This window comes from Alicycliphilus denitrificans K601, assembly GCF_000204645.1.
Lineage (GTDB): Bacteria > Pseudomonadota > Gammaproteobacteria > Burkholderiales > Burkholderiaceae_C > Alicycliphilus > Alicycliphilus denitrificans.
Map to the genome: position 1 here is coordinate 4,255,061 of NC_015422.1, position 22,215 is coordinate 4,277,275.

Annotated in this window: 19 protein-coding genes and 1 other RNA gene; 14 read left to right on the plus strand and 6 right to left on the minus strand. The window is 70.3% G+C overall.

Annotated elements, in window-relative coordinates:
- The first annotated feature begins 123 nt into the window (after positions 1–123).
- From ALIDE2_RS20235 to ALIDE2_RS20245, 3 genes are all read left to right on the plus strand, one after another.
- Complete coding sequence (locus tag ALIDE2_RS20235) at positions 124–2,202, plus strand: sensor histidine kinase (protein WP_013723006.1); 2,079 nt, start codon at positions 124–126, stop codon at positions 2,200–2,202.
- Positions 2,184–3,941, plus strand: coding sequence for a sensor histidine kinase (locus tag ALIDE2_RS20240; RefSeq protein ID WP_013723007.1), 1,758 nt, complete (start codon positions 2,184–2,186; stop codon positions 3,939–3,941). Before ALIDE2_RS20235 ends, ALIDE2_RS20240 begins: the two co-directional genes overlap by 19 nt.
- Before the next feature lie 193 nt (positions 3,942–4,134).
- On the plus strand, positions 4,135–5,829 hold the full coding sequence (locus tag ALIDE2_RS20245; RefSeq protein WP_013520524.1) for a methyl-accepting chemotaxis protein: 1,695 nt from the start codon (positions 4,135–4,137) through the stop codon (positions 5,827–5,829).
- Positions 5,830–5,845: 16 nt separating this feature from the next.
- Here ALIDE2_RS20245 and ALIDE2_RS20250 read toward each other — a convergent pair whose 3' ends face one another.
- The 3 genes from ALIDE2_RS20250 to dapF form a co-directional block, all read right to left on the minus strand.
- The gene (locus ALIDE2_RS20250; RefSeq protein ID WP_013520525.1) at positions 5,846–6,808 is read right to left on the minus strand and encodes a tyrosine recombinase XerC; all 963 of its coding nucleotides are present in this window, start codon (positions 6,806–6,808) and stop codon (positions 5,846–5,848) included.
- Between the two features lie 93 nt (positions 6,809–6,901).
- Positions 6,902–7,597: a DUF484 family protein gene (locus ALIDE2_RS20255; RefSeq protein WP_013520526.1), complete on the minus strand. Its 696-nt coding sequence runs from the start codon at positions 7,595–7,597 to the stop codon at positions 6,902–6,904.
- Positions 7,594–8,472 carry a diaminopimelate epimerase gene (gene dapF, locus ALIDE2_RS20260; RefSeq protein ID WP_013723008.1) on the minus strand — a complete coding sequence of 293 codons (879 nt, stop codon included), beginning with the start codon at positions 8,470–8,472 and terminating at the stop codon, positions 7,594–7,596. The genes ALIDE2_RS20255 and dapF overlap by 4 nt, the downstream gene beginning before the upstream one ends.
- Positions 8,473–8,547: 75 nt before the next feature.
- On the opposite strand from dapF, the gene ALIDE2_RS20265 reads away from it, so the two are divergent.
- A complete protein-coding gene (locus tag ALIDE2_RS20265) occupies positions 8,548–10,242 on the plus strand; it encodes an MBL fold metallo-hydrolase (RefSeq protein ID WP_013723009.1) in 1,695 nt (564 codons plus the stop codon).
- Positions 10,235–10,960: an RNA pseudouridine synthase gene (locus tag ALIDE2_RS20270; RefSeq protein ID WP_013723010.1), complete on the plus strand. Its 726-nt coding sequence runs from the start codon at positions 10,235–10,237 to the stop codon at positions 10,958–10,960. The genes ALIDE2_RS20265 and ALIDE2_RS20270 overlap by 8 nt, the downstream gene beginning before the upstream one ends.
- A 42-nt stretch (positions 10,961–11,002) precedes the next feature.
- Here ALIDE2_RS20270 and rnpB read toward each other — a convergent pair.
- Both rnpB and ALIDE2_RS20275 read right to left on the minus strand, forming a co-directional pair.
- An RNA gene (gene rnpB / locus ALIDE2_RS24140) (RNase P RNA component class A) lies at positions 11,003–11,436 on the minus strand.
- 15 nt (positions 11,437–11,451) lie between these two features.
- Entirely contained in the window at positions 11,452–11,622 is a 171-nt protein-coding gene (locus tag ALIDE2_RS20275; protein WP_236598244.1) for a hypothetical protein, read from the minus strand.
- 166 nt (positions 11,623–11,788) lie between these two features.
- On the opposite strand from ALIDE2_RS20275, the gene cysK reads away from it, so the two are divergent.
- The 4 genes from cysK to ALIDE2_RS20295 all read left to right on the plus strand — a co-directional run bounded on the left by cysK (position 11,789) and on the right by ALIDE2_RS20295 (position 16,243).
- Positions 11,789–12,709 carry a cysteine synthase A gene (cysK, locus tag ALIDE2_RS20280; RefSeq protein WP_013723011.1) on the plus strand — a complete coding sequence of 307 codons (921 nt, stop codon included), beginning with the start codon at positions 11,789–11,791 and terminating at the stop codon, positions 12,707–12,709.
- A gap of 30 nt (positions 12,710–12,739) precedes the next feature.
- Positions 12,740–13,840 (plus strand): J domain-containing protein, encoded by a 1,101-nt coding sequence (locus ALIDE2_RS20285; protein ID WP_013723012.1) that lies wholly within the window; start codon positions 12,740–12,742, stop codon positions 13,838–13,840.
- Positions 13,841–13,971: 131 nt separating this feature from the next.
- Complete coding sequence (locus ALIDE2_RS20290) at positions 13,972–15,729, plus strand: NAD(P)/FAD-dependent oxidoreductase (protein WP_013520533.1); 1,758 nt, start codon at positions 13,972–13,974, stop codon at positions 15,727–15,729.
- A gap of 64 nt (positions 15,730–15,793) precedes the next feature.
- Entirely contained in the window at positions 15,794–16,243 is a 450-nt protein-coding gene (locus tag ALIDE2_RS20295; RefSeq protein ID WP_013723013.1) for a carboxymuconolactone decarboxylase family protein, read from the plus strand.
- A gap of 38 nt (positions 16,244–16,281) precedes the next feature.
- On the opposite strand, the gene ALIDE2_RS20300 is transcribed toward ALIDE2_RS20295, so the two are convergent.
- On the minus strand, positions 16,282–17,184 hold the full coding sequence (locus ALIDE2_RS20300) for a LysR family transcriptional regulator (protein WP_013520535.1): 903 nt from the start codon (positions 17,182–17,184) through the stop codon (positions 16,282–16,284).
- Positions 17,185–17,253: 69 nt separating this feature from the next.
- Here ALIDE2_RS20300 and ALIDE2_RS20305 point away from each other — a divergent pair, with 69 nt between their 5' ends.
- From ALIDE2_RS20305 to ALIDE2_RS20325, 5 genes are all read left to right on the plus strand, one after another.
- The gene (locus tag ALIDE2_RS20305; protein WP_013520536.1) at positions 17,254–18,123 is read left to right on the plus strand and encodes an HpcH/HpaI aldolase/citrate lyase family protein; all 870 of its coding nucleotides are present in this window, start codon (positions 17,254–17,256) and stop codon (positions 18,121–18,123) included.
- A gap of 27 nt (positions 18,124–18,150) precedes the next feature.
- A complete protein-coding gene (locus tag ALIDE2_RS20310) occupies positions 18,151–19,128 on the plus strand; it encodes a tripartite tricarboxylate transporter substrate binding protein (RefSeq protein WP_013723014.1) in 978 nt (325 codons plus the stop codon).
- A 63-nt stretch (positions 19,129–19,191) separates the two neighbouring features.
- Positions 19,192–20,361 carry a CoA transferase gene (locus ALIDE2_RS20315; RefSeq protein WP_013723015.1) on the plus strand — a complete coding sequence of 390 codons (1,170 nt, stop codon included), beginning with the start codon at positions 19,192–19,194 and terminating at the stop codon, positions 20,359–20,361.
- The gene (locus ALIDE2_RS20320; protein ID WP_013520539.1) at positions 20,358–21,200 is read left to right on the plus strand and encodes an amidohydrolase family protein; all 843 of its coding nucleotides are present in this window, start codon (positions 20,358–20,360) and stop codon (positions 21,198–21,200) included. The genes ALIDE2_RS20315 and ALIDE2_RS20320 overlap by 4 nt, the downstream gene beginning before the upstream one ends.
- Before the next feature lie 16 nt (positions 21,201–21,216).
- A complete protein-coding gene (locus ALIDE2_RS20325; protein ID WP_013723016.1) occupies positions 21,217–22,173 on the plus strand; it encodes a tripartite tricarboxylate transporter substrate binding protein in 957 nt (318 codons plus the stop codon).
- The last annotated feature ends 42 nt before the right edge of the window (positions 22,174–22,215 follow it).

Here is a 22,215-nt window from a genome sequence, read left to right on the forward strand (position 1 = left end):
CAGGCACCAGCGCAGGCCGGCTTCGCATCGACGAAAAGTCCCATGTATCCGTTGCAGAGCATCCACCCGCTCCGCCTTCGCCTCCCTTTCAGGGACAGCTCCCATGTATTGGCAGGTGGATTGATGTTGATTCTTACCCTGGCTGCCGGCACGGCGGCCATGGTATGGCGCGAGTTCCGTCACGCGGAGCAACGCGACCGGCAGCAGCTTGCATTCATGGCCAGCGCCATGGAGAGCCATGCCACCCAGGTACTCGAGGCCGGCGGCACGGTGCTGGACCATCTGGCGGCCAGCCTGCTCAAGGCCCCCGACGACCTGGCATCGCTGGAAGAGCTCCAGGCCGGTTACCTGCGCAGCCTGCCGTTCCTGCAAGGCCTGTCGGCCATCGCCCCGGACGGCCAGGTGCTCACGTCCACGCACCTGGCCGACCGGGGCGCGTCCGTCGATCTGCGGTGGCTGGAGCCCAGGCCCGTGCAGGGCGACCGGATGGTGATCGGCCCCTGGACGCCCGGCCGCACGCTGACGGAAAGCACCCGCCAGGCCGCCGCGCCTGCCCGGGCAGGCTTCATCCCGCTGGTCCGCCGCGTGCAGCTGTCGCCGTCCCGGTCCGTGCTGCTGGTGGCGCAGCTCAACCCCGATGCGCTCACCGGCCACCAGCAGCGGCTTTTCGACACGAGCCCTCCGGGCACCCGGGCGCTGCTGGCCCTGGACGACGGCAGCCTGCTCAGCCAGTCGGGCGGGGAGTCCCATTACCGCGGCCACAGCCTGCGCGCGCACCCGCTCTTGCGGGACGGCCTGCCGGCCGCGCACCTGGGTGGCTACGGTCCCGCGCAAACCCTGGGAAGCCTGAGCCTGGGGGCCTGGCAGCGCTCCGGCAGCCAGCCTCTGGTGAGCCTCGTGGAGCGCCCCTATGCATCGGCCCCGCGGCGTGTGCTGGACGCGCTGCGCGAGCCGCTGGCGTTCATGCTGCCGGCCCTCGCATGGGCGGCGTTCCTGGCCATGAGCACCTGGCGCAATGCCCGCAGACGGGAGATTACCCTGGCCGAGAGCGACCGGGCGCACCGGCAGAAGCTGCAGGACCAGCAGGCTTTCACCAGCCTGTTGCTCGAAACCATTCCGCTGCCCGTTTGCACGACCGACCTGGAGGGCCGCTTCCTGACGGTCAACCAGGCGTGGGAGCGCTTCATGGGCCTGCAGCGCGAACATGTGCTGGGCCTGCGCGGCAGCGAGTTCATGCCGCCGGAGGCGGCGCTGGCCTACGAGGCGCACGACGAGGATTTCGGCACCCGCATCTGCTACGAGGCGCGGCTGTGCCGGCACGATGGCAGCGCGCGCACCGTCGAGATCACCAAGGTCCGGCGGCTGTCCCACCAGGGCCAGCCCCTGGGCCTGCTGATCGCCATGAAGGACGTCACGGACCTTCCGGCAAGGCAGGAGCCCGCCGGGCGCGGCACGCACGCCGGCAACCGCGATTTCGTGACCCGCATCAGCCACGAACTCAACCGCCCCCTGCAGTCCATCCTGGGCTTTTCGGAGCTGGGCATGGCGCGGGCGAGCGCGCCCGATACGCTCAGGGCGATGTTCGGCGACATCCATGCGGCGGGCCAGAGCATCCTGGAGTTCCTCAACGAGTTGCTCGACATCCCCAAGACCGAGGGCTCGATCGACTCCTTCCATTTCGAGCGCAATGACGTGCGCGCCCTCATCGGCGAGGCAGTCGCGGGGCTGGCGCCGCAGCTGGCGCGCAAGCGCCTCGCGCTCGAACTGCAGCTGGGCGCCGCCGCGCTGGTGGCGAAGGTCGATTCCAGGCGCTTCACGCAGGTGATGCACTACGTGCTGACCAGCGCCGCGCAGTTCTCGCCCGAGGGCCAGGCCATCCACGTTGCCGCCAGCTCGCTGGACCAGACCAGCATCCACATCTCCGTATGCGACCAGGGGCCGGGGCGCAGCCAGGGCCCGGGAATCGCCCAGGAGGAGATCCAGGCGGTCCTGCAGACCTTCACCCAGCTGGGCCAGACCGGCGAGGATTCGCCCGGCATGGACCTGGGCCTGGCCGTCTGCCACAAGATCATCACCGCCCACGGCGGGCGCATCTACACGACCAGCGCGCCGGAAGGCGGCGTGGTTTTCCACATCACCCTGCCCCACGCCGGCCACCGCATTCCCGAGCCCGCAGCACCCCAATGGACCGAATCCCCGTAATCAAGCGCTGGCAATCCAAGGTCGGCGCCGAAGCCGCCTACTCCACGACGGCCTATCTCTTCACCGCCTGCATACTGCTGGCCACGTGGCTTGCCAGCGCAGCCCTGCTGCATTGGCAATGGCAGGAGACGCTGGACGCCGAGGTGCGCGAGAACACCACCACGGCCCTGACGCTGCGGGAGTACACGCAGCACATCCTCGACAGCGCCGACAACGCCATGCGCAGGCTGCAGGCGGGCATGCCCACGGACGACGTCTGCCAGGACATCGTGCGCATCACCAACGAGACCGGCATAGCGCCGCACATCCTGACCCAGCTGTCCTTCATAGGCCCCGACGGGCGGTTCCGGTGCAGCAACCTCGACCCCGACGGCTCGCGCAGCAGGAACGTCGACCTCATGGACCGCGCGCATGTCCGTGTGCACCTGCTGCCGGCCGCCGCCGGCGCGCCGCTCGCGGGCATGCTGCACGACGGACTGTTCATCAGCCACGCGCTCGAAGGCCGGGTGTCGGGGACGTGGACCATACAGATGACCCGCAGGGTCGAGAGCCGCGACGGCAGCACGCGGGGCGTACTGGTGGCGTCGCTCAAGCAAAGCCACTTCAGCGACGTGTACCGCAGCGCCAAGCTGGGCCCGCGCGGCGGCGTGATACTTGCCGGACTCGACGGCGTGGTCCGCGCGCGCGCCATCGAGGGCGGCAGCCCGGAGGCCGACATGCTGCTGCCCGGCGCCCTCGCGCGGCTGCTGGGCGCGCAGCAGGATGGAGCGACGACGTCCGTCTCGTTCGACGACCTCCCGCGCATCGTCGCCTACAGCCGGGTGGGCGACTATCCCCTGGCCGTGGTCAGCAGCACGACGCAGGGCAACGCCCTGGCCACCTGGCGCACCACGCGCAACGCCATCATCGTGCTGGAGGCGTTGCTGAGCCTGGTCGTCGTCGGGTTCGTCGTCCTCTTCCTGAGCAGCATACGGCGCCTGGCCCGCAGCGAGGCGCAGGCGCAGAGCGCCAGCCGTGCCAAGAGCGACTTCCTGGCCGCCATGTCGCACGAGCTGCGCACGCCGCTGACCAGCATCCGCGGATTCGCCGAACTGATGGAGCTGCGCAGCAAGGACCCGCTGGTGCGCGAGCAGTCGGCGCTGATCCGCCAGGGGGCGGAGCACCTCAACGCGCTGCTGACGGAGATCCTGGACCTGGCCAAGGTCGAGGCCGGGTCGATGCCGACCCACCCCGAGCCCGTGGCCCTGCCCGTGCTGGTGCACGAGGTGGCCGAGCTGTTCCGCGTGAGCGCTGTGGTCAAGTCGCTGCAGCTCGAAGCGCGTCTGCTCCCGGAGGCCGAGCAGCCCCTGGTGACTGACCGGCTCAGGCTCAAGCAGATCCTGAACAACCTGCTGTCCAACGCCATCAAGTTCACCGCCCAGGGCCGCGTGGAGCTGGCCGTGGAGCCGGACGCGGACGGCCGGCAGATGCTGTTCCACGTGACGGACACCGGCCCCGGCATCGCGCCGGAGCTGCACGAAGTCATCTTCGAGAAGTTCAGCCAGGGCAACGCCCGCGTGAGCTACCAGCACGGCGGCACGGGCCTGGGCCTGTCGCTATCGCGCGCGCTGGCCACGCTGCTGGGCGGCACGCTCACGGTGCAGTCCAGCCCCGGCGAAGGCGCGCGGTTCACACTGGCGCTGCCCCTGCAGGCGCCGCACGCTGAGGGCCAGCAATTACGGCAGCTGTCCGTACCTTGATTTTTGCGCCAGTCATTGCCGGTCGCGGCCATGGCCTGCCGGACAGGACACAAAGTCATTGACGAAACAAAAAATTACAAATACATTAATTAGGGAAAATTAATCGGACTTTATGCCGAATTAGTCCCGCTCTTACACCATGCCGCGTCCCGCTGCGCAGGCACCTGTTCTTGACCCACTCCTCCGATTCACCATGACAGTCCGCACCCGCCTCGCCCTGGGCTTTGGCTTGATGGCATTGATGATCATCCTCATGGGCGCCGTGGCGCTGTTCGAGACCAGGGCGATGCATGACGACCTGCGTGCCGTGGTCCGCGACCAGTATCCGAAGATCAGCCAGCTGCGCGACATCAAGGACCTGCTGGGCACGAACGAGGTGGCCCTCAACAGCATGCTGCACGACCGGGATGCCGCCCGCATCGACCGGCAGGTCGCCGCCGTGCTCGAGACGCGCAAGCGCATCGGCGAGCGGCTGAACACGCTGCAGACGCTGATCACCTCGGAACGGGGCAAGGCCGGCATGGAACGATTCAAGGGCCCGCGCGCGCAGTACATTGACCTGCAGAACCGCTATATCGAGGCCATCAAGGCCGGCCGCACCGACGACGCGCGCGCCATCGTGATCGACCAGATACCGGCCGTGCGCGCCACCTACCACGACATCCTCAACGACCTGATCCATGAGCAGAACCGCGACATGGACGCGTCCATTGAAGCTGCCACGGGCGCGGTCCGCAGCATCCAGTGGGCCATAGGCCTGACCACCGCCGCGGCACTGGTCCTGGCGCTGCTCATGGCGCGCTGGATCATCCGCGCCATCACCCGCCCGATCTCCGAGGCCGTGACGATCGCCGATGCCGTGGCCGCGGGCGACCTCACGCACACCATCGAGGCCAAGGGCTCCGACGAAACCGCCCAGCTGCTGCGGGCCCTGCAGCGCATGCAGGAAGGCCTGGTACGGGTCGTGCGCAAGGTGCGCGAGGGCTCCGAGAGCGTCGCCACCGCCTCCGCCGAGATCGCCCAGGGCAACCAGGACCTGTCGGCGCGCACCGAAGCCCAAGCCAGCGCCCTCGAGGAGACCGCCGCCTCCATGGAACAGCTCGGCGCCACCGTGCGCCAAAACGCCGACAACGCGCGCCAGGCCAACCAGCTGGCGCAGGGCGCCAGCACCGTCGCCGTGCAGGGCGGCACAGTCGTGGCTCAGGTGGTCGAGACCATGAGCGGCATCAACGACGCGAGCCGCAAGATCGCCGACATCATCGGCGTCATCGACGGCATCGCCTTCCAGACCAACATCCTGGCGCTCAACGCCGCCGTCGAGGCCGCGCGCGCCGGCGAGCAGGGCCGCGGCTTTGCCGTGGTCGCCGGCGAGGTGCGTTCGCTGGCGCAGCGCAGTGCCGAGGCGGCCAAGGAGATCAAGCAGCTCATCACCGACAGCGTGCAGCGCGTCGAGCAGGGCTCGCAGCTGGTGGATCGCGCCGGCGCCACCATGCAGGAGGTGGTGGGCAGCATCCGCCGCGTCACCGACATCATGGGCGAGATCAGCGCCGCCAGCGGCGAGCAGAGCGCGGGTGTGAGCCAGGTCGGCGAGGCCGTCACGCAGATGGACCAGGTCACGCAGCAGAACGCCGCGCTGGTTGAGGAAATGGCCGCCGCCGCCTCCAACCTGAACCACCAGGCACAGGACCTGGTGCAGGCCGTGGCCGTGTTCAAGCTGGACCAGGGCGACGGCCCCGCCGTGCGCCGGGAGGCGGACCGCCCGCAGCCTCGCCTGGCCGTCCCCACCAGGCAGGCCAGGCCGGCGACGGCCAAGCTGCCGGTGCCGACGCCCAGCCCCGCCGTCCAGACCAAGGCGGTGGAGCCCGAGGGCGAGTGGGAAAGCTTCTGACCCGAGGGGCCGCGGCTCACTTGCGCCGCGCGCGCGGGTGGGCCTGGTCGTACACCCGCGCCAAGTGCTGGAAGTCGAGCCGCGTGTAGACCTGGGTGGTGGTGATGTTGGCGTGGCCCAGCAGCTCCTGCACGGCGCGCAGGTCGCCGCTGGACTGCAGCAGGTGGCTGGCGAACGAATGGCGCAGCATGTGCGGGTGCACGGGCGTGGTCAGGCCCGCGCGCTGGCTGCGCTGGCGCAGGCGCAGCCACACGGACTGCGCCGACAGGCGCGCGCCGCGCCGGCCGACGAACAGCGCGGCATCCGCCGCCGCGCCGCCGAAAGGCTGGGCGCGCACGGCCAGCCAGCCTCGCAGCGCCTCGGCGGCGGCCCGGCCCACGGGCACGCTGCGGCGCTTGGCTCCCTTGCCGAACACATGCGCCTCGCCCGCCTGCAGATCGATCCAGCCGCGCCCCTGCTGGTGCGCGGCCGGGCTGGGCGCCACGTCCAGGCCCACGAGCTCGCCCACGCGCAGGCCGCAGCCGTAGAGCAGCTCGACGATGGCGGCGTCGCGCGCCTCCAGCCAGGGGTCGGCGCCGCTTTCCTCGTGCTCGGCCAGGCGCACCGCCTCGTCCACGGGCAGGGCCTTGGGCAGCGGCTTGGGCGCCTTGGGCGCGCGCACGTCCTGCACCGGGTTGTGCGGCACCAGGCCCTGGCGCGCGGCCCAGGCGTAGAAGCCGCGCCAGCCCGAGAGGATGAGCGCGATGCCGCGCCCGCTGCGCCCCGCCGCATGCATCTGCGCGACGAAGCGGCGGACGTGCGCGCCAGTGAGCCGCAGGAGCGGCAGCCCCGCGTCCGCGGCAAAGGCCGCCAGCCGCTGCAGGTCCAGCGTGTAGAGCGTGAGCGTGCGCGCGGCCAAGCGCTTTTCCACGCGCACGTGCTCCAGGTACTGCAGCGCCTCGGGCGGCAGTTGCGGGGGCTGCGGAGTTTCAGGCTGCATCGGATTTCATAGCTGCTAGCGCTTACCAATCAACGGATCCAGCATGAAAACATACTGAAACCTGCTGCCAGCAAGCGTAGGCAGCCCCATTTTTCAAAGCAGCCGCGACAGTGCCGCGCTGGCCAGCTCGGCCATGCGCGCGAGGAATTCCGTGCCCATGGTGGCCTCGAAGCGGTGCGGATCGGGCGACCCCAGCACCAGCAGGCCGAAGGCGGGCTGCTCGGCGCTGTCGATGGCGCCGCGCCGCAGCGGCAGCAGGGCCAGCGACTGCACCTGGCCGGTCTGCGCCAGCCAGGCCGTGGCCTCGAAGCCCAGGTTGGGGCCGCAGAACGGCATGGTCAGCGACGAGGCGAAGGAGCGCACGTCCTCGCTCACGCCCTGGGCGAACGGCTGCCCGGCATGCCCGGGCGCCATGCCCCACAGGCGCAGTGCGACCTGCGGCACGTCGAACAGGGCCTGCATGCCCTGCTCCACGGCCTGCGGCAGCGCGGCCGCGTCGCGCTCGGCCAGCAGCCGGCGCGACCACTGGTGGATCTTGTCGGCGATGGCGGCGTTCTCGTGGCCGTGGCGCACCATGTCCATGACGCGGTGCTCCAGGCCCTTGATCTTCTCGCGCAGCATCTCCGCCTGGCGCTCGTGCAGGCTCACGGCGCGCTGGCCGTGCGGGCTGGTGATGGTGACGCTGGCCAGCAGCTCGGCGTGGCGCTCGAAGAAGCCCGGCGTGTTGACCAGGAAATGCGCGATGTCGTCTTCGGTGATGGGAGAAACGGGGGAGGAGGAAGAGGTCATGGTGTCTCGGGAATGTCGATCTGGCCTTCGAAAACGGTGGTGGCGGGGCCGGTCATGAACACGGGGTCTTGCAGCCCGCCGGCCCAGGCGATGGTGAGCAGGCCGCCGCGCGTATGCACGTCCACGCGCGCGTCGAGCAGGCCCAGGCCGATGCCCGCGACCACGGCCGCACAGGCGCCCGTACCGCAGGCCAGGGTCTCGCCCGCGCCGCGCTCGTACACGCGCAGGCGCACCTCGGTGCGGCCCACGACCTGCAGGTAGCCCGCGTTCACGCGCTGCGGGAAGCGCGGGTGGCCCTCGATCAGCGGGCCGGTGCGGGCCACGGGGGCGCTGTCCACGTCATCGACCAGTTGCACGGCATGCGGGTTGCCCATGGACACGGCCACTATCATTACGGTAGCTTGCGGCGCTTGTCCATCCAGCGCCAGAGGCCATTTTTTTACAGAACCCTGCGGCACGGGCACGAGGCCCGCGGTGTCGAACGGCAGGCGCGCGGGGTCGAGCACCGGGCGGCCCATGTCCACCGTCACGCGCCCGTCGGCGGTGAGCTCGGGCGCGATCACGCCGGCCATGGTCTGCACGCGGATCCGGTCCTTGGCGGTGAGCCCCTTGTCGCGCACGTAGCGCGCGAAGCAGCGCGCGCCGTTGCCGCACTGCTGCACCTGGCCGCCGTCGGCGTTGTGGATCAGGTATTCGAAGTCGATGCCCTCGGCGGGCGAGGGGCGCACGGTGAGGATCTGGTCGGCCCCCACGCCGAAGTGGCGGTCGGCCAGGAAGCGGTACTGCGCGGGCGTGAGGCCCAGGCGCTCCCGGGTCTCGTCGAGCACCACGAAGTCGTTGCCCGCGCCCTGCATCTTGGTGAAGCGGATCTGCATGGCGCGATTATCCGCCGCGCACGCATGCGGGCGGGCGCCGCCACCTGGCGGGCCGCTCTTGCCGATAATGCGGCGATGCCACGCCAGAACCAACAGCTCCACCCCCACCGCGAACCCGCCACCCCCTTGGACGCAGCCACAGTGCTGCTGCTGCGCGACGCGCCCCAGCCCGGCGGCGCGAGCGCGCTGGAGGTGCTGATGACGCGCCGCTCGGACAAGGCCAGCTTCGTGCCCGGCGCTTACGTTTTCCCCGGCGGCGGCATCGAGCCGCAGGACGCCGACCCCGCCAGCCACGCCCTGGCCGACCACCGCCCGGCGCAGGACGCCGCGCGCCTGACCGACGCCATGGCCGCGATCCGCGAGAGCTTCGAGGAGCTGGGCGTGCTGCTCGCGCGCCGCGCCGACGGCAGCTGGGCCGACGCCGACGACATCGCCGCCCTGGAGCGCAAGCCGGCGCCCGGCACCACGTTCGCCGCGCAATGCGCCGCGCGCGGCCTGCGCCTGGCGGCCGACGCCGTGTACCAGCTCGCGCACTGGACGGGCGACCGCAACCTGCCCAAGCGCTTCGCCGTGCCCTTCCTCGTGGCGCGCATGCCCGCGGGGCAGGAGCCGGTGGCCGACGAGTCCGAGCAGTTCGAGCCCGTGTGGGTGCGCCCGGCCGACGCGCTGGCGCGCCACGAGGCGGGGCAGTTCTTCATGATCTTCCCCACCATACGCACGCTGCAGCGCCTGGCGCAGTTCGCCGACGTGGACGCCGTGCTGGCCGCCGTGGCGGGCGAGAAGCCCCTGTGGGTCAGCAGCCCGCGCTCGGGCCTGCTCGGGGGCAAGGAGGCGCGCTTCATGGAGCACGAGCCGCCCTACGGCGAGCTGGCCCTGGTCACGCCCACGGGCCGCAGCGAGCATGCGCTGGACTGGCAGAGCGAGACGCCCGTGCCCCTGCTCAGGAACGTGCAGCGCCTGACCGCGCCCAACCCCGGCGTGATGACCGGCCCCGGCACCAACAGCTACCTGGTGGGCGACCCCGGCACGGGCTACATCGCCATCGACCCCGGCCCGGCCGACCTGGCGCACCTGGAGCGGCTGTGGCGCGCCGCGGGCGGCGATATCCGCATGATCGCGTGCACCCATTCGCACGCCGACCATTCGCCCGGCGCTGCGCCGCTGCAGGCCATGGTGGCGGCGCACGGGCGCCCCAAGCCGCCCATCCTGGGCCTGCCCTCGGCCCCCACGGCGCGCGCGGCCAGCCAGTTCACGCCCGACCGGGCGCTACAAAGCGGAGAGCTCCTGGCGCTTACCGGACAAGCTCCGGAGGGCAGAATCACCCACACTCTTGAGGTGGTGCACACCCCCGGCCACGCGGCCAACCACCTGTGCCTGCTGCTGCGCGAGGACGGCCTGCTCTTCTCAGGCGACCACATCCTGAACGGCAGCACCACGGTCATCGACCCGCCGGACGGCAACATGGCCGACTACCTGGATTCACTGGACCGGCTCGACGCCTTGTGCGCCGTGCACGGCGTGGAATTCATCCTGCCCGCGCACGGCTACGTGCTGGGCGAGGCGCGCGCCGCGATCGCGCGCCTGAAGGCCCACCGCCTCGCGCGCGAGGCCAAGGTGCTGGCCGCCATGCAGGCCCTGCCCGAAGGCAGCATGGACGACTGGGTGCGCCTGGCCTACGACGACGTGCCGCCACGCATGTGGCCCGTGGCGCAGCGATCGCTGCTCGCGCACGTGGAGCGCATCCGCATGCTGGAGCCGGGCAATGACTGAAGCCGGCGCGGGCGAGGCCGTGCGCCTGGCCAAGCGCGTGGCGCAGCAGCTGGGCTGCTCGCGCGCCACGGCCGAGCAGTACATCGAGGGCGGCTGGGTATCGGTGGACGGCCGGGTCGTCGAGGAGCCTGCGGCGCGCGTGGCGCCCACGCAAGCCGTGGCCCTGGCACCCGACGCCAACCTGCTCGACCTGCGCCCGGTCACCCTGCTGCTGCACCGGCCCGCCAATGCCAACGCGCAGGAATTCCTGCGCGCCGAACGCCACGCGGCCGAGCTCGACCGGCCCGGCACGCGCGTGCTGCGCCGCCACCTGCGCGCGCTCGAATGCGCAGCGCCGCTGCCCGCCGGCGCCAGCGGACTGACGGTCTACACGCAGGAGCGGCGCATCGCGCGCCGGCTGGCCGAGGACATGGCGCTGCTGGAGCAGGAATGCACAGTGCACGTGGAAGGCCAAATTGCGCCCGACGGCCTGCAGGCCCTGGGCCGCAACCTGCCGCACCACGGCGGCCCGGCCGCGCCGCACCTCAAGGCCAGCTGGCAAAACGAGACCCACCTGCGCTTGGCGCTCAAGGGCGTGGACATGGCGCGCATTCCCGAACTGTGCGCCGCCGTGGGCCTGCGCGTGCTGGGCGTGCGGCGCATACGCATGGGCCGCCTGCCGCTCGCGCGCCTGCCCGAGGGGCAGTGGCGCTACCTGCAGCCCTGGGAACGGTTCTGAAAGAACGGAACGGCCCCCTCTGAGGGGGCCGGCGATGAAAAAGTGTGAAGCGCGCCGATAAGCCGGATTCTGTGCACCCGGTTGCCCGGGCGTGACCGCCATTACTCTGGGCCGGGGGTCGCCCACCCGGCTCGATGCCACCTACCCGCACACTCCGGGGGCCCCGTCAACGTGTGCCTACTTGGTGTTGCTGCGCGTAGAGATTGCCCGTTTCACCCCGAGCGGGCGTTGCCCGCTCGGGGTGGCTGTTCGGACCCGGCTTGCGCCGGGTTCGGACAGCTTTCGCTGTCCTCTCGCCAGCTTGCGCTGGCGCCTCACAGAACACTCCGTGGCGGCACCCGCTCGGACTCGTCTCTGTTGCTCTGATCCTCACCTCACGGTGGACAGCCGTTAGCTGCTACGCTGCCCTGTGCAGTCCGGACGTTCCTCCAGTGCGGCCTTCTCAAGCGCGCACCAGCGGCGGTCTGGCGTGCTTCACGGCCGCCATTGTCTCACCGCGCGGGCAGCTGTTCATAGATGTTGTAGGCAATGATCAGGAGCGAGCCCACGATGCCCAGCATCATCAGCGCCGGGCCCCAGCGCGACTCGCGCGCGGAGAAGCCTATGAGCAACAGCGCGCAGCTGGCGGTAAGCATGAGCATGGTGGACTGCAGGAGGGTCATGGGGTCTGGCCTGTCGATAACGATCTCTCCATTGTGCTGCGCGCAGAGCACGCGCATATCACGGCTGCGACATATCGTTATCGCGACGCGGCACGACAAGTCCTCCACAATCGGCGTCTGCATCCCGCTATGCCGGCGGATTTCCACTTCTTTTTCCGGAGACACCATGCGAGCCGACAACGTCCTGCAAACCATTGGCAACACCCCCCATATCCGCATCAACCGCCTGTTCGGGCCCGGCGCCAACGTGTGGGTCAAGTCCGAGCGCGCCAACCCCGGCGGCTCGGTGAAGGATCGCATCGCGCTGGCCATGGTGGAGGACGCCGAGAGGTCCGGCGCCCTCAAGCCCGGCGGCACCATCATCGAGCCCACCAGCGGCAACACCGGCATAGGCCTGGCGCTGGTGGCCGCCGTCAAGGGCTACAAACTGATCCTGGTCATGCCCGACAGCATGAGCATCGAGCGCCGCCGCCTGATGCTGGCCTACGGCGCGCAGTTCGACCTGACGCCCAAGGAAAAGGGCATGAAGGGCGCGATCGCGCGCGCCGAGGAGCTGGCCGCGCAGACCCCCGGCGCCTGGATTCCCCAGCAGTTCGACAACCCCGCCAACGCCGACGTGCACGCGCGCACCACGGCGCAGGAGATCCTGGCCGACTTCCCCGAAGGGCTGGACGTGCTCATCACCGGCGTGGGCACGGGCGGGCACCTGACGGGCTGCGCGCGCGTGCTCAAGGCCAAGTTCCCGCAGATCAAAGTGTTCGCCGTCGAGCCCTCGCTCTCGCCCGTGATCTCCGGCGGCGCGCCCGGCCCCCACCCCATCCAGGGCCTGGGCGCGGGCTTCATCCCGAAGAACCTGGACACCAGCCTGCTGGACGGCGTGATCCAGGTCGATGCCGAGCCCGCGCGCGAATACGCACGCCGCGCCGCGCGCGAGGAAGGGCTGCTGGTGGGCATCTCCTCGGGCGCCACGCTGGCGGCCATTGCGCAGAAGCTGCCCGACCTGCCCAAGGGCGCGCGCGTGCTGGGCTTCAACTACGACACGGGCGAGCGCTACCTGTCGGTCGATGGGTTCCTGCCCACGGCCTGACGGGCCGGGGCGGGGCACAATCGCCCGGCCATGACAGCCGCACGCCACGCCCCCGTCCGCATCCCCGCGGCGCACCACGGTGCGCCGCTCGGCGGCCAGCAGAAGACGTTCAACCACCACATCGAGCAGATCGCACGGCAGCGCGAATTGCTGGCGGACTGGCAGCAGGCCATCGACGCCTACCGCGAGCGCCACGCTCGCGAAGCCGTGCCGCTGCAGAGGGCGTACGTGGCGCTGGTGGCCGAGCTGGTGCGCCACCTGGACGCGCAGAGCAGCGACAAAAGGCTGGCCAAGTCCGAACGCCGCACCCTCAGCGAGGCCATCGCCGGCCGGCTCACCATGCTGATCGACGCCGTGCCCGACGAAGCCACGCGCGCCGGCCTCCAGGAGATCCACGACCGCCACGGCGGCAGCGACTCCGACGCCGGGGAAGCCGAGGGCGGCGACATGGCCGGGCAGGAATGCGACGCGGACATGGACTCGCCCGAGGACTTCATGCGCCGCTTGGACGAACAGATGCAGGCCCGAAAGGAAGAGGCCGAGCGGCAGCGCGAGGCCCATCGCGCCACGCGCCGCCGCAAGCCCGGCGCCCGCGAACGCAAGGCCCGGGAGGCCGCCGCGCAGGCCACGCAATCGGTGCGCGAGATCTACCGCAAGCTCGCCAGCCAGCTGCACCCCGACCGCGAGACAGACCCCGCCGAGCGCGAGCGCAAGACGGCCCTGATGCAGCGCGTGAACCAGGCCTACGCGGCCAACAGGCTGCTCGACCTGCTGCAGCTGCAGTTGGAGATCGAGCAGATCACCCCCGACCACATCGCGGGCCTGAGCGAGGAGCGCCTCGCACACTACAACCGCGTGCTGGCCGAACAGCTCAAGGAACTGCAGCAGGAGGTACGGGAAGTGCAGGGGCATTTCCTGCGGGAGTTCGGGCTCGATCCCGCCCGCAGCCTCAAGCCTGCGAACCTCATGCGCGAACTGCGCGCGCACCTGCAGATCATCGAATACGAGAACCTGCAACTGCGCAGGGAGCTGAACGCCCTGCGCGCCGACCCGGCCGCGCTCAAGGGCTGGATCCAGGCAGAACGCCAGCAGCGAAAGGCCCGGCACGGCGACATGGACCCATGGTCCTAATGCCGCCCGCCATACTATGCATTTAATAGCTACTACCGCAACCCTATAGAGGGTTAAAGCCATTTTTCATGCAAAACCTCCGTGGCACGAGGTGCTACCATTGCGCCCCTTTTGCTTGATCGCCACAAGCCATGCTCCGCCTCTCCGAACTGCGCCTGCCCCTGGCCGCGCTGCCCCTCGAACCCGAACAGCACCCCGAAGCCGCCCTGCGCGCCCTGGCCGCCCAGGCGCTGGGCATGGACGGCGGCGCCATCGCCACGCTGCAGGTCCACAAGCGCAGCTTCGACGCGCGCAAGGCCGACCTGCTGGCCGTCTACATCGTCGACGTGGCGCTGGCCGACCCGGCGCAGGAGCGCGCGCTGCTGGCGCGCCACGCCGCCGATCCGCACATCCAGTCCACGCCCGACATGGCCTGGCACCCCGTGGGTCATGCCCCGGCCGCAGGCATGGAGCGCCCCGTGGTCGTGGGCTTCGGCCCCTGCGGCATCTTTGCCGCGCTGGTGCTGGCGCAGATGGGCCTGGCACCCATCGTGCTGGAGCGCGGCAAGGCCGTGCGCGAGCGCACCCGGGACACCTGGGGCCTGTGGCGCCGGCGCGAGCTGAACCCCGAAAGCAACGTGCAGTTCGGCGAGGGCGGCGCGGGCACCTTCTCCGACGGCAAGCTCTACAGCCAGATCAAGGACCCGCGCCACCTGGGGCGCAAGGTGCTGCAGGAGTTCGTGGACGCCGGCGCGCCACCCGAGATCCTGTATGCCGCGCACCCGCACATCGGCACCTTCCGGCTGGTGAAGATGGTGCAGGCGCTGCGCGCGCAGATCATCGCCCTGGGCGGCGAGGTGCGCTTCGAGCAGCGCGTGACCGACGTGCTGCTGGAGGGCCGCCACCTGCGCGCCCTGCGCGTGCTCGACCTGCGCACGGGGCAGGAGAGCGAGCTGGCCGCATCGCACGCCGTGCTGGCCCTGGGCCACAGCGCGCGCGACAGCTTCGCCATGCTGCACGCGCGCGGCGTGGCCATGCAGGCCAAGCCGTTCTCGGTGGGCGTGCGCATAGAGCATCCGCAAGGCGTGATCGACCGCGCGCGCTGGGGCAAGCATGCGGGCCATCCGCTGCTGGGCGCGGCCGACTACAAACTGGTGCACCACGCCGGCAGCGGGCGCACGGTCTACAGCTTCTGCATGTGCCCCGGCGGCACGGTGGTGGCCGCCACCAGCGAACCCGGACGCGTGGTGACCAACGGCATGAGCCAGTATTCGCGCGCCGAGCGCAACGCCAACGCCGGCATGGTGGTGGGCGTGGACCCGCGCGACTATCCGCGCGACCCCGCCGCCTTCGAGGCGCTGCTGGGCGCCACCCATGGCGTGGAGGCGCTGGCCCCGGGCCAGGCGCACCCGCTGGCCGGCGTCGTGCTGCAGCGCCAGCTCGAATCGCGGGCCTTCGCGCTGGGCGGCGGCGACTACAACGCCCCCGCGCAGCGGGTGGGCGACTTCCTCGCGCGCCGCACCTCCACGGCATTGGGCGAGGTGGAGCCCTCCTACAAGCCCGGCGTGACCCTGACCAGCATGGACGACGCCCTGCCCGCCTACGCCACCGAGGCCATGCGCGAAGCCCTGCCCGCGTTCGCGCGCAAGATCCGCGGCTACGACATGGCGGACGCCGTGCTCACGGGCGTGGAGACGCGCACCTCCGCCCCGTTGCGCATCGACCGCGGCGAGAACTTCCAGAGCCTGAACACCCCCGGCCTGTACCCCGCGGGCGAGGGCGCGGGCTACGCGGGCGGCATCCTGTCCGCCGGCGTGGACGGCATCAAGGTCGGCGAGGCCGTGGCCTGCGCCATGCTGGGCGTGCCGCTGCCGTCCTCGGGCACGCGCGGCTCGGGCGGCGCGGCATAGAGCACACACGGCACCGTACCTGCGAGGCGCTGTTGCAAATAGGGAAACGAAGGAGCATCGACCCATGACCGATACCCGGGAAGACAGCCTGCGACGCGGACTGGACAATCGCCGCCGAGTGCTGGGCGACGAGTGGGTGGAGCAATCCATCGCCCGCGCCAATGCGCTGAACGTGGAATTCCAGCGCATGATCACCCGCTATGCCTGGGACGGCATCTGGAGCCGGCCGGGGCTGGATAGGCGCACCCGCCGCATCATGGTGTTGGCCATCACCGCCGCCATGGGCCGCTGGGAGGAATTCGAGCTGCATCTACGCACCGGCCTGCTGGCCGACCCGGATGATCCCGAGGCCGCGCCGCTGGACGTGGACACCATCAAGGAAGTGCTGCTGCAAACGGCTGTCTACGCCGGTGTGCCTGCGGGCAATACCGGCATCGCCATTGCGCTGAAAGTGCTCAAGGAGCTGGGGCGTACGCCGCCGCCGGCAGCCTTCGGGGAGCAGGCGAAGCTCTGACCCCCCATGGGACGGCGGGCGCCACGCCCCTGCCCCGCTCATCTGGGAGGCGCCTGCGGCCCGCCGCGCTCGGCCACCACGGCGCGGGCGCAGGCCACCAGGTGATGGATCAGCGGCAACCGCGCCGATGCGCGCAGCCAGATCACGCCAAAACGCCGCACCTCCGCCTGCCGCATGGGCAAGGCCAGTCGCACCACGCCCTGGCCGTCGGGCCAGGCCAGTGCGGTGTCGGGCACCAGGGCCACACCCAGGCCCTTGTCCACCATCATCGCAATCGCCACCAGCGAGCTGAGTTCGAAGCGCTCGCGCGGGGCGATCTGCGCCGCGCGCAAGTAGCGCTCCACCATCTGGCCGCCGCCCAGCTGGCGGTCGTAGCGTATCAGCGGCTGGCTGCGCAGCAGCTCGTGCGGCTCCAGGTGCGCCAGGCTGCGCGGCGCCAGCAGCACCAGCGGCTCCTCGCGCAGCAGCGCCCAGTCGAAGGTCTTGGCCAGCGCGAACGGCGGATGCAGGCACACGGCGGCATCGAGCCGGCCCTGCTGCACCGCCTGGTAGAGCTGGCGCGTGGTGCCCGATTCGAGGAACACCTTGACATTAGGACAGCGGGCGACGAAGCCCGACAGGATGTCCGGCAGCAGGCTGTGCAGCGCGGTGTTGATGGTGCCTATCACCAGCTCGCCTGCCGCGCCGGCCTCGTTCACCTGGGTCTTGGCGTTGGCCAGCTCGCGCAGCAGCGCCGGGGCGCTGTGCGCCAGGCGGTGGCCCGCCGGCGTGGGCTGCACCGTGCGGCCGGCGCGCGCCAGCAACGGCGCGTGGAATTCGCGCTCCAGGCTGTGGATCTGCTGCGCCACCGCCGCCGCGGTGATGTCCAGGCGCCGCGCCGCCTCGGCCATGGAGCCGGTCTCCACCACCAGCAAAAAGCTTTCCAGATAGGCTGTTTCCATAGTTTTTCTATTGTTTGAATCAATATTAGCTGTGTTTTTCTTTGCTTACTTGTTGCCCACAATGGCCGCATGAGAAGCAAGTTGTTCGTTCCCGCCTCCCGCCCCGAGCTGTTCGCCAAGGCCGTGGCCAGCGAGGCCGACGCGTTGTCGTTCGACCTGGAAGACGCCGTGGCCGAGCCGCGCAAGAACGAAGCGCGCACGCTGCTGCGCGGCTTTCTGCAAAGCGCCCAGGCGCAGGGCCATGGCAAGACGCTGATCGTGCGCGTGAACGCCATGGACACGCCGCACTTCGCCGCCGACATCGCCGCCGTGGTCCGGCCCGGCCTGCACCTGGTCAACCTTCCCAAGCCCGACAGCCCCGAGGCCGTGGCAGAGGCCGCGGCCCTCGTTGCCGAAGCCGCCCGGGCCAACGGCGTGCAGGAGCCGCCGCGCCTGCTGCTGAACATCGAAACTCCCAAGGCCCTGCGCACCGCCGCCGCGCTGGCCTGCGCCCATCCGCTGGTGGCCGGCCTGCAGTTGGGCCTGGGCGACCTGTTCGAGCCCTATGGCGTGCACCGGCGCGAGCCCAGTGCCCTGCAGCAGGCCCTTTTCGCCGTGCGCATGGCGGCCGCCGAGGCCGGCGTGTTCGCCTACGACGGCGCCTTTGCCGACATCCGCGATACCGAGGGCTTCCGCGCCGAGGCAGAGCTCTCGCGCCGCCTGGGCTTCATCGGCAAGAGCTGCATCCACCCCAGCCAAATCGCGCTGGCCAACAGCGTCTACCAGCCCACCGATGCCGAGATCGCCCACGCGCAGCGCGTGCTGCAGGCCGCGCAGCAGGCCGATGCCGGGGCCGTCGGCGCCTATGTGGTGGACGGAAAGATGGTGGACCGCCCCTTCGTGCTGCGCGCCCAGGCCATCGTGGCCAGCGCGCGCGCCAGCGGGCTGGTTTCCAACTGACTCTCAACCCATACAGGAGACAAACCCATGACACCTTCCCGCCGCCGCTTCGCCATGGCCGCCACCGCCGCGCTCGCCGCGTTCTCGGGCCTGGCCCATGCCGACGCGCCCTATCCAGCCAGGCCCATCACCATGGTCGTGCCCTACCCGCCCGGCGGCTCCAACGACGTGTTCGCGCGCCAGGTGGCCAAGGAGCTGAGCGACCTGCTCAAGCAGCCCGTGGTGGTGGACAACCGCCCCGGCGCCAGCGGCAACACCGGGACCGGCTATGTGGCCAAGGCCGCACCGGACGGCTACACCATCGTGGCGGTATCGTCGAGCATGACCACCAACGCCGCCGTGCAGGCCAAACTGCCGTTCGACCCGGTCAAGAGCTTCGCCCCCGTGGCCATGTTCGCCAAGGGGCCGTTCGTGGTGGCGGTGAACAAGGACTTTCCGGCCAGGACACCCGCCGAGCTGGTGCGCGAGGTCAAGGCCCACCCCGGCCAGTACAACTACGCCACCTCGGGCACCGGCAGCGTGAACCATTTCGCCACCGAGCTGCTGCGCTCCATGGCGCCGGGCTTCGACATCACCCACGTGCCTTACAAGGGCCAAGGCCCGGCCGTGACGGACGTGATCGGCAACCAGGTGCAGATGATGATCTCCAGCGGCCCGTCGATCCTGCCCATGGTTCGGGGCGGCAAGCTGCGCGCCATCGGCATCACCAGCCTCGCACCCAGCCCCATCGCGCCGGACCTCACGCCCATGGCCACGGCCGTTCCGGGCTACGAGTTCGACCTGTGGTGGGGACTGCTGGCGCCCGCAGGCACGCCGCCGGCCATCGTGAACCAGCTCAACCAGGCCGTGAACCAGGTGCTGGCCAAGCCCGAGATCAAGGCCAGCTTCCTGCGCGAAGGCGCCATCGTCCAGCCCGTCACGCCCGCGCAGTTCGCCGACATCATCCAACGCGACGTGAAGCGCTGGCAGACCCTGGCCAAGGAACGCAACATCACCGCTGACTGATGACTTAAAAACCATAGCAGGCCACGCCTTCTGCGCCTGCGCAACATGCCAATCTGACTGAAAATGAGCCAACCGACCATCCAGCGCCAGGGCCCGCGCGGCCCCTTGAGCGGCGTGCGCGTGCTCGACCTCAGCGCCTACATCGCCGGCCCCTACGGCTGCTCGCTGCTGGCCGACCAGGGCGCCGAGGTCATCAAGATCGAGCCGCCCGTGGGCGACAACCTGCGCAAGTACCCCTCGACGCTGGAGGCCGAAAGCCGTGCCTTCCTCGGCGTGAACCGCAGTAAATGGGGCATGGTGCTCGACCTCAAGAACGAAGCCGACCATGCCACGCTGCTGCGCCTGGTGCGCGGTGCCGACGTGCTGGTGCACAACTTCCGCCCCGGCGTGCCCGAGCGGCTGGGCATAGGCTTCGAACAGTTGACCGAGCTGCACCCGCGCCTCATCTACTGCAGCGTGACCGGCTACGGCCAGCAGGGCCCGCTCAAGGCCAAGGCCGGCTACGACCAGGTGCTGCAGACCATGACCGGCATGTGCACCATGCAGGGCAAGGCCGGAGGGCCGCCCGAGATCCTCTATGGCTCGGTGGTCGATTACTACGCCGCTGCGCTCGTGGCCAGCGGCGTGGCATCGGCCCTGTACGAGCGCGAGAAAAGCGGCCTGGGCCAGCATGTGGGCGTGTCGCTGCTGCGCGCCGCGCTCACCATGCAGTCGGCCCGCCTGGTCTGGGCCGAGGGCGAGCCGCGCGAAGTCGGGCGCGACATGCGCTCGGGCGGCATCACCGGCATCCACCCGACCCAACAGGGACATCTGTACCTGTCGGCCAACACCCAGCATTTCTGGGCCGCGCTGTGCCACAAGGTGGGCCTGCCCGAGCTGGCGAGCAACGAGCGCTACGACACCGTGCGCAAGCGCGCCCAGCACCATGCCGAACTGGTTCCGCTGCTGCGCCAGGCGCTGGCGGCGCGCACCGCGCTCGAATGGGAGGCCCTGTTCGGCGAGGAAGTGCCCTGCGCCGCGGCCCGCGCCGTCGAGGACATGTTCGACCACCCGCAGGTGCTGGCCGAGGGGCTGATCGAGCGCTTCGAGCACCCCACGCTGGGCAGCTACCGCGGCTTCGCGGGCCCCTTGGACTTCAGCCGCACGCCCGGCCCCGCGCCCTTCGCGGCGCCCACGCTGGGGCAGCACACGGCGGCATTGAAAGAGTCCGCCGCGTCGCGAGCAAGCACGTGACCTCCGCTTCAGGCCAACCCAAGCTGCCAGCCGGTGCCTGCGACGCGCACCTGCATGTCTTCGACCCGCGCTTTCCCGCCGAGGCACCGCACGCCATGCGGGCCCACGCCGCCGCTGCCGACTACCGGGCGCTGCGCCAGCGCCTGCAGCTGCAGCGCGCCGTGGTCGTGCAGCCGCGCGCGCATGGCATCGACAACCGCGTCACGCTCGACGCCATCCAGGCATTGGGCCCACAGCAAACGCGCGGCATCGCGGTGCTGCGGCCCGATGTTCAAGAGGCGCAGCTGCAGTCGCTGCACGATGGCGGCATACGCGGCATACGCTTCTCGCTCTATACCGACCGCGATGCCATGGTGAGCCTGGACATGCTGGAACCCCTGGCGCGGCGCGTGGCGGCGCTGGGCTGGCATGTGCAGCTGCACTGGCGCGCCGACCAGATCGCCGACCAGCGCGGCTTGCTGGAGCGCCTGCCGTGCGCCCTGGTCTTCGACCACATGGCGCGGCTGCCCGTGCACGAAGGCAGGCGCCACCCCGCCTTCGACGTGGTGCGTGGCCTGGTGCAGCAAGGCCGTGCGTGGGTCAAGCTCTCGGGCCCCTACCTCAACAGCGCTGCGGGACTGGCCACCGGTTACGCCGACGGCGACGCACTAGCCCGGGCCTGGGTGCGCGAGGCGCCCGAGCGCCTGGTCTGGGGCAGCGACTGGCCGCACGTGACCGAAAGGGCCAACCCGCCCGACACCGCCATGCTGCTGGCCATGCTCCAGCGCTGGATACCCGACGACGCCACGCGCGAACGGGTGCTCGTGGCCAACGCGGCCGAACTCTATGGATTTGAATGACGCAAGGAGACCTGCCATGAAGAAATTTTGTCTGGCGCTGGCCGTACTGGCCGTGGCGCATGGCGGCGCACATGCCGCCGGCTACCCCGAGCAGACCATCACCGTGGTGGTTCCGTTTTCCGCAGGCGGCGGCGCGGACAATGCGGCCCGCATCATTGCCCAGGGCCTCAGCCAGGTGTCCGGCCAGAGCGTGGTGGTCGACAACCGCGCCGGCGCCAGTGGCTCCATCGGCGCCACTTACGTGGCGCGCGCCAAGCCCGACGGCTACACCGTGCTGTACGACGCTTCTTCGTTCGCCATCAACCCGGCGCTGCGCAAGCTGCCCTACGACCCTGCGCAGGACTTCATCCCGGTATCGCAGGCCATCCGCGTGCCCAACATCCTGGTGGCCGCGCCGGCATCGCCCTACAACACCCTCTCCGACTACGTGCGCGTCGCCCAGGCCCAGCCCGGCAAGCACACCTATGCGTCGTACGGCCCAGGCAGCCTGGCGCAGATGGCCGGAGAGCTATTGAGGATCGGCGCAAAGATCGACACCGTCCACGTGCCCTACAAGGGAGGCGCGCCGGCCATCGTCGACGTGATGGGCGGCCAGGTGGACGTGTATTTCGCCAACGCCGCATCGAGCCTGAACTACGTCAAGGCCGGCAAGCTCAAGGCCCTGGCCGTTTCCTCCCGCGAGCGGATGCCCGAGCTGCCCAACGTACCCACGGTACGCGAATCGGGCGTCAAGGACTTCGAGGTCGAGGAATGGAACGGTTTCTTCGTGCCGGCGGGCACGTCCCCTGCAATCGTCGCCCGGCTGCAGGAGTTGGTTCAGAAATCCCTGGCGCTGCCCGCCACGAAAAGCGGCCTGGAAAAGCTGGGGCTCACGCCCGTGGGCAGCAACGCGGCGCAGTTCTCCGGCTTCGTGGCGGCCGAGCGCGCACGCTGGGCGCAGGTGGTGAAGACCAACCACATCACGGCCGACTGAGCGCCCGGCCGTCCTCGGGCGGCGCGGCCCGAAACCCCGTCT